Consider the following 10,615-nt stretch of genomic DNA (forward strand, 5'->3'; position numbering starts at 1 on the left):
ACCTCAAGGCCTCCTACACCTTCCAGGTGCTCGCCCCGGCGAGCTGGACGGTGCTGAGCAACACGGCGGCGGAGCAGGTCACGGACCTGCCGGCAGGGACTGCGGGGACGTCCCCCGCCCGAGGCCCCATGCAGCTCACGCGGTTCTCCCCCACCCTGCCCGTGTCCTCCTACCTCACCTGCGTGTGCGCCGGCCCCTACGCCAGCGTCACGGGCTCCTACCGGCATCCGGAGACCGGGGAGGAGATCGCGCTGGGCGTGCACGCGCGGCAGTCCCTCGCAGCCCACATGGAGGCGGACGAGATCCTCACCGTCACCACCCAGGGGCTCGACTTCTTCCATGCGCTGTTCGAGATCCCCTACCCGTGGGGCAAGTACGACCAGATCTTCGTGCCCGAGTACAACCTCGGCGCCATGGAGAACCCCGGACTCGTCACGTTCACGGACTCCTACCTCCACCGCGACCGGGCCACCCGGGCGGACAGGGAGGCGCGCGCCAACACGATCCTGCACGAGATGGCGCACATGTGGTTCGGCGACTACACGACCATGCGCTGGTGGGACGACCTGTGGCTCAAGGAGTCCTTCGCGGACTACATGGGAGGGCTGGCCCTGGCCGAGGCCACGGAGTTCACCGACGGCTGGGTCACCTTCGCCCTCCGCCGCAAGGACTGGGCCTACCGGCAGGACCAGTACCCCACCTCCCACCCCATCGTCGCGGACATCCCGGACGTGGAGGCCGCCAAGCTCAACTTCGACGGCATCACCTACGCCAAGGGTGCGAGCGTCCTCAAGGCGCTGGTGGGCTATGTGGGCCGGGAGGCCTTCGTCGCCGGCTCGCGGGCCTACTTCGCCGCGCACGCGTTCGGCAACGCGCAGCTCGAGGACTTCCTGGCAGCGCTGGATGCGGCCGCGCCGGACCGCGACGTCCGGGCCTGGGCCGCCGCCTGGCTGCAGACGCGGGGCACCTCCGAGCTGCGACTCGAGGTGGAGGACTCCGGCACCCAGGACTCACCGGAGGCGGGAGCATCCCGCACCCGGCGGATCACACAGGCCCGTCTGACTCAGCGCGACACGTTCGCCGGAGAGTCGCGCACGCCCGTGCTCCGTCCCCACCGGCTCACGCTCGCGGCCTTCGACTTCGAGGAGCAGGGCGAGAAGGGCACAGCGCCCGAGGCCGGCCCCCGGCTCGTCCGCACCCGCACCTGGGACGTGGAACTCGCCGAGGAGTCCGCGCCGCTGCCGCAGCTCATCGGTGAGGAGCGGCCTGCCCTCCTGCTGCTCAACCACGGAGACGCGGACTTCGCCAAGGTCCGCCTCGACCCGCAGTCCACGGAGACCGCCATCGGCAGCGTCCGCCTCCTCGAGGACCCCATGGACCGTGCGCTGGTGCTCTCCGCCCTGGGCAATGCCGCGCGGGACGGCGAGCTTCCCGTGACCGCCTATCTGCAGGCCGCCGCCGGCGTGCTGGCCTCCGAGACGCATCCGGGGATCCTCAGCTCCGTTATGGCGACGGTGGGCACCGCCCTGGGCCAGTGGGTGCCGGGCGAGGAACGGGTCGACGCCGTCGCGGCCATGCTGGAGTCCGCGCTCGAGGCCGTCTCCTCCGTGCCCGCCGGCTCGGACCAGCAGGTGAGCCTCGCCCGCTTCGCACTCTCCCTCACCGCTCGCACCGCGGGAGCACGAGGCGCCAGCCGTGTCACCCGCGCCGGCCGTGCGTTCGCCTCCCACGTGCTCACCGTCGAGGTGGGCGATCCTCTCACGGAGACGGCCCCCGGCCTCCTGGCCGACCATGCGCTGCGCTGGGAGGCCCTGCGCGCGCTCGTGGTGCTCGGCTGGGCCGAGGTCGAGGACATCGAGGCCGAGGCCGCGCTCGACCGCTCGGGCTCCGGCGCGGTGAACGCCGCCAGCGTCCGCGCCGCACGCCCGCTGGCCGTGGCGCGGGACCGAGCGTGGGAGGAGGCCACACAGGACTCCTCGCTCTCCAACGAGATGCTCTCCGCACGGATCAGCGGGCTCACCGCGCCCGCTCCGTATCCGATGCTCGAGGACCGCGTGGACGACTACTTCGCCCAGCTCGAGAGCTGGTGGACGCACAGGCCCATCGAGATCTCCCGGCGGCTGGTGGTGGGGCTGTACCCGCGCTGGTCCGTGAGACCGCGCCGGGTGGCCGCCCGGACCGACGAGTGGCTCATCGCCCATCCGGACGCCCCGGCCGCGCAGCGGCGCCTGCTCATCGAGGCCCGCGACGATCTCGCCCGTGCCATGCGCCTGCGCGGAGAGGCAGGCTGAAGGGCTGCGGACAGGTGGGCTGAGCGGTGAAGCCGCGGCCCGCCGCCGCCTCGGCTTCGCGCTGCGAGCTCAGCTCCGCGCCGCCTCGGCTCCGCGTTGCGAGCTCACCTCCGCCTCACAGCACTGCGCCTCCGTGTTCCCACGCTCCAGCGTGGGAACACGGAGGCGCAGTGAGCGGAACTGCGGCGGAGGCCACCGGCCAGGACGGCGCATCGCAGCCGGCGGACCGGCGCCCGCACATCGCGGGCACGCCCGGGGAGCGGCTCAGAGGTAGCGCTTGGCGCCGGCGAACTGGCCGCCGGTGTCCCACGACCGCCAGTTGACGATCTCGACGTCCTTCGAGGCGTTCGGCGCGTGGATCATCTTGCCGTCGCCGATGTACATCCCGACGTGGTGCGCCCGGCCGCTGCCGCCTCGGGCGAAGAACAACAGGTCCCCGGCCCTGAGCTTGGACGAGCTCACCGTGGTGCCGGTGTTCTGCTGGTCGCCGGCGTCGCGGGGGAGCTCGATGCCGTGGGCGCGGAACACGGTGTACGTGAACCCCGAGCAGTCGAAGCCTATGGGGCTCACGCCGCCCCACAGGTAGTCGACGCCCTCGAACTGCCGGGCGGTCTCCACGAGGTCGCCGCCGGTGGGTTCGTCGAGCTCGAAGCCGTGCTCCGGGTCGTCCACACGGACGCTGCCCACGGGAAGCCACGCAGCACCTCCGCCGGGCAGGGCGACGCGGACGTCGTCCTCGTCCTGGGCGATGAGCGGCAGCTCGGCGTTGATCGGAGCCTCCGGCGCCTCACCGTCGAACTCGGCGTAGTCGATGTCCGACAGCTCTGCGAACTTCGCCGTCACGACGGCGGTGGGCTGCTCGTCGCGGAGCTCCGCGAAGCGGTCGTTCTCCACGAGCTGTGCGGTGGGCACCCACCCCGGATACCCGTCCTCGTTCTTGGGCGTCTCCTGGTCGACGACGGCCACCTTCGCCCAGCGACCGTCGACGTCCAGGACGCGCACCTCGGAGCCGTAGCCGGCCTGCGTCTCCACGAGGCCGGTGAGACCGCGCCGGGTCTCCGTGCTCCGGTCGAGTGCGCGGTCCCATGCGCGCAGGTCCGGCGAATCGCCCAGAGCGGGCTCGTCGACCTCGCGCGGGGAGTCCTTCTCGGACCACACCGTCGCCGCGGTCACGGCGACGAATGCGGTGTCGCCTTCGTCCAGGCTGCCGTCGGACTCGACGCGGAGGGCGCCGCCGTCGTCAGCGCCGGAGCTGAGGTCAGAGGCAGCCTGTGCGTGCACGGGCGTCGCAGTCAGTGCGAGCGCGCACACGCCCAGGGCAGGCAGAAGTGCTTTCGCTTTCACGTTCATACTCTTTTCGGTCTTGCACCGCAGGACCACCACGGCGCGGTGCATGGGGGAAGACACCGTTCAGACTACGACGATACCGGCTCACCCTTCCCGAGGGAACCTTCTCCCGCCCGCGCGTCACACTCCGAGTTCCGAGATGCCTCGGAGCGGCTGCATGCAGGGCGGCTTGCGGCCACGCCGTGGGCGGTCTCCGGACGGGGAGGCCGCGCTCAGGCGCGCTCGAGGTCGAACTCGCCGGCCAGCGCCTCCACCGTGTGCAGCCGGGCGGGGGCCGCGTCGATCGGATCGTCCGGGCGGGCACCGGCGATGGGATGGATCATGAGCTCGTCGACGTCGAAGCGCTCGGCGAGGTCGCGGAGCTTGGCGGCAACCTCCGCGGCGGTGCCCACTGCCCACGAGTCCCACATGGACTCGCCCACCCTGCGGTGCCCCTCCGTCATGACGGACTCGACGTCCTCACCCACGTAGCGCTGAGCCTCCAGGCCGGTGCCGAGGCGCAGGGAGCCCATCTGGTAGACGTGCGGCTGCACCAGCGCCCACGCCTCCTCCGTCGTCGCGCCCACGGCCGCGTTGACCGTGAGGAACGTGCGCGGCTCCTCTCCGTACTGGGTGGGCGTGAAGGAGTCCCGGTAGAGCTTCACCGCCGCCTCGGTCCCCCGCCCCATGAAGTGGTGCGCGAACACGTAGGGCAGGCCCATGGCCGCCGCCAGCTGCGCCGAGTATCCGCTGGATCCGAGCAGCCAGACCTGGGCCGCCTCGTCCACCCGCGGCGACGCGTGCAGCGCATGCCTGCCCTGGCGGGTGTCGAATGCGGCACCCGCCGGAGACAGGAGCGCGAGGATGTCAGCGATGTGCTGGGGGAACTGTTCGACCGGGTCGACGGCCTGTCCCTGGGCGTCGACGAGGCGGCCTTCCCCCAGGTGGCCGCGGAGCGCGAGGGAGGTGTAGGGATCGGTGCCAGGCGCGCGGCCGAGCCCTAAGTCGATCCTGTCCCCGAAGGCCGCGCTCAGCAGCGCGAAGCGCTCCGCGACGGCCAGCGGCGAGTGGTTGGGGAGCATCACTCCCCCGGAGCCGAGCCGGATGCGCGAGGTGCCCTGCCCCAGGTGCATGAGTTCGACGGCCGGGTCCGTCGAGGCCACCGCGGGCATGTTGTGGTGCTCCGCCACCCAGTAGCGGGTGTAGCCGAGGTGATCGGCCGCGCGCACCAGCTCACGCGACGCCGTGAGTGCCTGGCCGGTGGTCTGCCCCAGGCGGACGGGGATGAGATCGAGGACGGAGAGCGCGGGAGACTGTGCCATACCAGGGACAACGCTCCGCCGAGCGGGGTTCATTCCCCCTTCGGCGGAGCATGCCCCGGGCACCCACGCATACGCCATCGGCTTCCGTCTCCGACGCGTCAGGCCGGCCGGAAGGGGCTCCTGAGCTCAGAACAGATAGCCGCTGGGCGGGACGAGCTGCGCGAACTCCATGAGGACGTACAGCACACCCACCATGCAGGCGGTGTAGATCAGCGCGAACAGGATCTTCCTGCGAGCGGCGGCGAGGAGGAACACGAAGGTGAAGAGCCCGGAGCCGACGATCATCCCGAAGGCGAACACCAGCCAGATGTAGCCGATCACCCACAGCGTGGACTTCCCGACGACCTTCAGCCGCGCGATCCACACGTCGTCGAAGCGGCCCAGCCCGTCCGCCCGCGCCCGGCCGGCGTCACGTCCCAGGCTGATGAGCGCCAGCAGCACGCCCACCGAGCCCACTGCCACGGGGAAGAGGCGTCCGCTGTCCGAGAACCCCGAGGACAGCACGATGGCGGCGACGAAGAAGAGCAGCATCAGCACCGAGACCGCCATCTCCACGAACATGGGGACGGGCATGTCCGACTTCTCGGAGAACTGGACGTCCGCTTCCACGGTCCTGGTCCGCCTCCTCGCACGGCGGATGATCGGGACGACGATCGCGCCCACGAGGATGAGCAGCACCACCAGGACGAACGGCCGGGTGGCCCATTCGCTCACAGGGAAGGCATTCACCGTGAGGAAGTAGTAGCGCTCCAGGGGTTCGGCCAGGACGAAGGCGATGAGGAACGGGGCACGCGGGATGTTCACGACCTTGCAGACCCAACCCACGATGCCCAGGAGGAGCATGAGGTAGAAGACGTTGAGGTTGAGAGGCTCCTGGAACCCGCTCATGAACAGGATCGGGATGAGGGCTGCCGCGAGGACGGGGAACGGCACGTAGCTCAGTCGGGCCAGCGGCCGCGCCATGAAGAACGCGAGAATCGCGCCGATCACGCTTGCGATTGCGAAGGACCATACGATCACGTACACGAGGTCCAGGTCGTTGGTGATGAGCCCCGGACCGGGCTGCACGCCGAAGATCAGCAGCACGCCCAGCAGCAGCGCGAACGGTGCGGCGCCCGGCACTCCGAAGAGCAGCGTGGGGATGAGCGCGCCCGATTCGATGCCGTTGCTCGCAGCGGACGGCGCGATGACACCGCGCGGATCGCCGCTGCCGAACCGGTTGTCCGCCCGCCGGCTGGCGAAGGCCTGCGCCTGCCCGTAGGAGAGCCACGAGCCGGCCGTGGAGCCCACGCCGGGCAGGATCCCCACCCCGACGCCCACCGCGGATCCGCGGAAGACGTCCCACTTGTAGGTCACGATGTCCCTCAGGCCGGCGCCCCAGCCTCCGCCGAGGCTGATCTCCCTGTCCGACACCGCACTCTTCTTCGCCACCAGGTCGATGATCTCCGCGAGCCCGAAGATCCCGAGCGCTGCGGCGACCAGGCCGATCCCGTCGGTGAGGAACTCCGAGCCGAACGTGTAGCGGTACTCCGCGGAGACCGGAGAGACCCCCACGAGGCCGAGTGCGAGACCGAAGGCGGAGACCATGAGCCCCTTGACGACGTTCCCCTTCGACAGCATGGCCGTGAGGAACACGCCCATGACGATGAGCGCGAAGATCTCCGGCGAGCCGAAGGACGTGACGATGGGCGTGGCGATCGGCACCACCAGGGTGAGCGCGACGATGCCGACGAGACCGCCGATCGTCGACGCGATGAAGCTGGCGGACAGCGCCCGGCCGCCCTGTCCCTTCTTCGCCATCTCGTGGCCGTCGAGCAGGAACACCGAGGCCGCAGCGGATCCGGGTATCCCGAGAACCACGGAGGTGATGACGTCAGAGGTGTGCACCACCGCGACGGCGCCGATGATCATGGCGATGGCCTGGTTGGGCTCCAGCACGAACACGAAGGGCAGGAGCACGGCCACCGCGCCTGTGCCGCCGAGCCCGGGGATCACGCCGATGACGATTCCGACGACGACTCCCACTCCCAGGAACAGGAGCATCGCGGGATCGGCGAAGGCCGACAGCGCTTCGCCAGCTGCTTCAAACATCTTTGTTTCCTCAAGTCAGGTGAAATGTCCCGGCACCGGCGATTCGTCCGCGAATCGCCCCGGCACCGTGTGAATCAGGCAGGAGTGCAGCAGTTCAGTCGAGCACGGCGTCGTGCTTCTCCCTCAGCAGATCCTTGGCGAAGGCGAGGACCTCCGGGTCCATGCGGAGGGCCTCTCTGAAGGCATCCCTCGCCTCGGGACCGGCGACCAGCTCATAGCCGCCGAGGGCGTCCGCCGCCTCCTCCATGAACTGCTCGTCGCCGTTGAGCTCGTCCACCACACGCGCATAGTCCTCGATGACGCCGGGATCCGTTCCCGCATTCGTCCACAGGCCCTTCTGATAGAAGAAGCCCGGTACGGAGAACGAACGGAAGGCCTCGTAGGCGAGCTCATGGTGATCGCTTCGCCCGCTCAGACCCTCGAACACCTCGGTGAACGTCGGGATGTCGGGCACATTGGGGTCACGGACGATCTCTCCGTCTTCCAGGCTCCCCACGGAGAACAGCGCAACCGCGTCACCGGCGTCGACCATGGGCTTGACCTGGCTGAGATACGACGAGGTCGTCTGGAAGTCCAGGTCGGCTTCGCCCCTCTGCACGGCCAGCCGGGTGGGACCGCGTCCCTCCATCCCGAACACACCGCGGAAGTTCGTGCCCAGAGCCTCCAGCGCCAGCAGGGGGATGAAGTCGAGGCCCGAGGCCGACATGCCCGCATAGCGGTACTGCGCGGAGTTGCCGATCAGGTCCTCGACCGAGCGGATGCCGGTGTCAGCGCTCGTCCAGAGGACGGCACCGGTGCCGTTCAGCGCCAGCGGCTCCATGTCGAGGAAGTCGAACTCGACCGCATGCTGTCCCAGGATGCTCTGGAAGTAGGTCGTCGCGGACACCACGAGGGTCTGACGTCCGTCGGTCACTCCGTCACGCACGTAGGCGTTGGTGCCGGTGATGGACTCCCCTCCCGGGACGTTCTCGATCTGGTAGCGGGTGACGTGCGGCTGCCGTGCGGCGAAATAGGGCGTGATGAACCGGGCCCAGGTGTCGGTGCCTCCGGAACCGTAGGGTACGACGACGTCCACGATCCCCTCTCCGGACGGCGTGTATCCGGTCTGTGCGGGCGCGCACCCGGCGATCCCGGCCAGGGCCGCCAGCGCTCCGCCGCTCAGAAGTGCGCGCCTGGACATGGGGACGCTCACGAGGCCGCCCCCGCCGTGAGGAGCGCGGCCGCGCGCTCGATCTGACGATCGGGCACGAGGAGCTGCGCATCTGCCAGCGTGCGCGCAGTGCGCCGGATGCCGACCGTGCGGCCCTCCGGACGCTCCACCGTGGACGTGGACATCACACCCACCGGGATGCGGATGCGCAGTTCTGCACCCACCGGTCCCCGGAGGCACTCGGCCACCGTCGTGCCGGGGGTGCGTGCCGCAACGGTCACGCCCACGCTCCCGGTGATCGGCATCGCAGGGTGTGGGCGCCCCATGGACAGCATGAGCACCTGCACGTCCGATCCCGCCTCGACCGCCGCACTCACGAGCCCGATCTTCGGAATCGCACGTTCGGCCTCCTCGGGAGCCTCCACGAGCCGCATGGTGACGGCGGCGGCACGACGGATGCGGTCGAGCTCCGGCAGCCGATCCGCGATCAGATCGGCCCACATCGCATACTCCTCGGGCATGAGGCCGAAGCTCTCCGCATCGACCATGACCAGCGGAGCGCCGGCGTCCACGAGGCTCGCCCTCACCCGCCGGCCGTCCGCCGCACGGAACGCCGAGACCGCTTCTCCGGCAGGCAGCACTGCGCCGGTCGTCTTCCCCTCGGGTGCGACGAACCCGAGTTCCACTCCGTGCCCTGTGAAGACGGTGCCCGGAATCGAATCCTGCGGGTCCTCGGGCAGACGCGCTTCCGGAGTCGGGATCGTCTGGATGATCACCTGCCCCGTATTCATGTTGAGCGTGCGCACCTCCGTCACACCGGCTGTCATCGGCACCCATCCGTTCTCGAGAGCGAACAGGCCGACAGCCGCCGAGCAGTTCCCGCAGTTGCTCCCCCAGTCCACCGTGGCCTCCTCGATGCCCACCTGGGCGAAGGTGTAGCTCACGTCCGCATCGGCGATCCCGCCGGGTTCCACGATGAGGGCCTTGCTCGTCGTCGAGGTCGCACCTCCGACGCCGTCGAGCTGACGGAGATCCGGGCTCCCGAAGATTCTAGGCAGAGCCGAATCCGCGGAGAACCCCGTCTCCCGCAGATCCGCGGCATCGAACACCCAGCACTTGCTGGTGCCGCCCCTCATCCATCGTGCTCTGACCTTCACCGGCTTCTCCTCTCACGACATCCGAATACGCACCCATCGTGAGCGGGCCTCGCCTTAAGCACAATGTCAGTTCTGTACAGCTTGATGAAGCGGTGCTAACAACAGAACGGGTGGGAAAGCGGCAGATGAGCAGAACTCGGCGCGGAACGACGGAGGCGAGGCCGGCAAAGAGGAGGATTCGCCGAGTTCACGCCGATGTCATGCGAGACACACAGAGATGTAGGTACGCTAAAGAAATGGTCACCTTCGACTCGAAAAGACTTGAGGTCTTCGTGAAGACCGTGGAGACAGGATCCGTCACCGCCGCCTCGGACCTCCTCTCCTACACCCCCTCCGCGGTGTCCCAGCAGCTGCGCCGCCTGGAGCAGGAGGTGGGCCAGCCGCTCCTGCGCAGACGACCCCGCGGCGTTGTGCCCACGGAGGCGGGAATGGTGCTCGCCGCCCACGCGCGCAAGATCCTGCGCCACATGGACGCAGCACGATCCGACCTCGAGGACCTGACGGCCGGAAAGCGGGGATCACTGGTCATCGGCGCATTCCCCACCGTGGCCTCCTCGTTCCTGCCCCTCGTGATCGAACGATTCAGCTCCCAGTACCCGGCGGTCGCCCTGTCCATCCGGAGCACCCGCATCGACCAGCTGGTCACGGACCTCGAACGCGGCTTCTCACATCTCGCATTGCTCTGGGACCACCCCTGGCGTCCGTTCGACAGGGAGGGGATACGGGTCGAGGAACTGTTCCGGGAGCCTTTCGTCATCCTGGTCTCGCAGCACCATCCCCTGGCCCACGCCGCGCACGTGGACATGGCGGACCTCGCAGACGAGTCGTGGGTGGTCCGGGCGGAGGAGCACCCGGTCGTCGAGGTGCTGGATCGCGCGGCCACAGCAGCAGGATTCCGCCCCACGATCGCGATGTACGCCAATGACTACCAGGAAGCACAGGCGATGGTCAGCGCGGGCATCGGGGTTGCGCTGGCACCGAGCAGCGCCGTCACGCTCACCCACCCGGGCATCAGAATCCTCAGCCTGGGAGCCAAAGCTCCGGAGCGCCGCATCATGGTCGGGCAGCGTGAGGAACGCGTCTACTCGCCTGCGGAGGTGGCTTTCCGCTCGGCGCTGCTCGACAGCGTCCGCGACCGGTGAACAACGCAACGGCGCCGGCCCGACGGCTGTGGTGGGCACACGCCATGCGCGTCTCCACCACCGCGCCGACCCCCGGTTCAATCCCTCCCTGACGAGGGGCCGGCCAGGAACGCCCGGGAATGGGGGGCGGCCCCCC

7 protein-coding genes are annotated in these 10,615 nt (G+C 69.4%); 2 read left to right on the forward strand and 5 right to left on the reverse strand.

Features of this window, described 5'->3' with window-relative positions; genetic code table 11:
- On the forward strand, positions 1–2,291 hold a 2,291-nt coding region (gene pepN / locus Q0A33_RS05335), incomplete at its 5' end, for an aminopeptidase N (protein ID WP_291794182.1).
- Positions 2,292–2,555: 264 nt separating this feature from the next.
- On the opposite strand, the gene Q0A33_RS05340 is transcribed toward pepN, so the two are convergent.
- The 5 genes from Q0A33_RS05340 to Q0A33_RS05360 form a co-directional block, all read right to left on the reverse strand.
- Positions 2,556–3,635 carry an NlpC/P60 family protein gene (locus tag Q0A33_RS05340; RefSeq protein ID WP_291794184.1) on the reverse strand — a complete coding sequence of 360 codons (1,080 nt, stop codon included), beginning with the start codon at positions 3,633–3,635 and terminating at the stop codon, positions 2,556–2,558.
- 215 nt (positions 3,636–3,850) lie between these two features.
- Positions 3,851–4,939, reverse strand: a complete 1,089-nt coding sequence (locus tag Q0A33_RS05345) for an LLM class flavin-dependent oxidoreductase (RefSeq protein ID WP_291794186.1) — start codon at positions 4,937–4,939, stop codon at positions 3,851–3,853.
- Between the two features lie 126 nt (positions 4,940–5,065).
- Positions 5,066–7,030, reverse strand: a complete 1,965-nt coding sequence (locus Q0A33_RS05350; RefSeq protein ID WP_291794188.1) for a tripartite tricarboxylate transporter permease — start codon at positions 7,028–7,030, stop codon at positions 5,066–5,068.
- Between the two features lie 94 nt (positions 7,031–7,124).
- A complete protein-coding gene (locus tag Q0A33_RS05355; protein ID WP_291794190.1) occupies positions 7,125–8,210 on the reverse strand; it encodes a hypothetical protein in 1,086 nt (361 codons plus the stop codon).
- A gap of 8 nt (positions 8,211–8,218) precedes the next feature.
- Positions 8,219–9,337, reverse strand: a complete 1,119-nt coding sequence (locus tag Q0A33_RS05360; RefSeq protein WP_291794192.1) for a PrpF domain-containing protein — start codon at positions 9,335–9,337, stop codon at positions 8,219–8,221.
- A gap of 236 nt (positions 9,338–9,573) precedes the next feature.
- On the opposite strand from Q0A33_RS05360, the gene Q0A33_RS05365 reads away from it, so the two are divergent.
- Complete coding sequence (locus Q0A33_RS05365) at positions 9,574–10,479, forward strand: LysR family transcriptional regulator (protein WP_291794194.1); 906 nt, start codon at positions 9,574–9,576, stop codon at positions 10,477–10,479.
- The last annotated feature ends 136 nt before the right edge of the window (positions 10,480–10,615 follow it).

The sequence above is a fragment of the Brevibacterium sp. genome (genome assembly GCF_022712115.1).
Taxonomy (GTDB): Bacteria; Actinomycetota; Actinomycetes; order Actinomycetales; family Brevibacteriaceae; genus Brevibacterium; species Brevibacterium salitolerans.

Excerpts from the sequence above, each read along its gene's own strand:
- Q0A33_RS05350 (WP_291794188.1), bottom strand. The coding sequence starts at position 7,030 with ATGTTTGAAGCAGCTGGCGAAGCGCTGTCGGCCTTCGCCGATCCCGCG.
- Q0A33_RS05365 (WP_291794194.1), top strand. The coding sequence starts at position 9,574 with ATGGTCACCTTCGACTCGAAAAGACTTGAGGTCTTCGTGAAGACCGTG.
- Q0A33_RS05355 (WP_291794190.1), bottom strand. The coding sequence starts at position 8,210 with ATGTCCAGGCGCGCACTTCTGAGCGGCGGAGCGCTGGCGGCCCTGGCC.
- Q0A33_RS05345 (WP_291794186.1), bottom strand. The coding sequence starts at position 4,939 with ATGGCACAGTCTCCCGCGCTCTCCGTCCTCGATCTCATCCCCGTCCGC.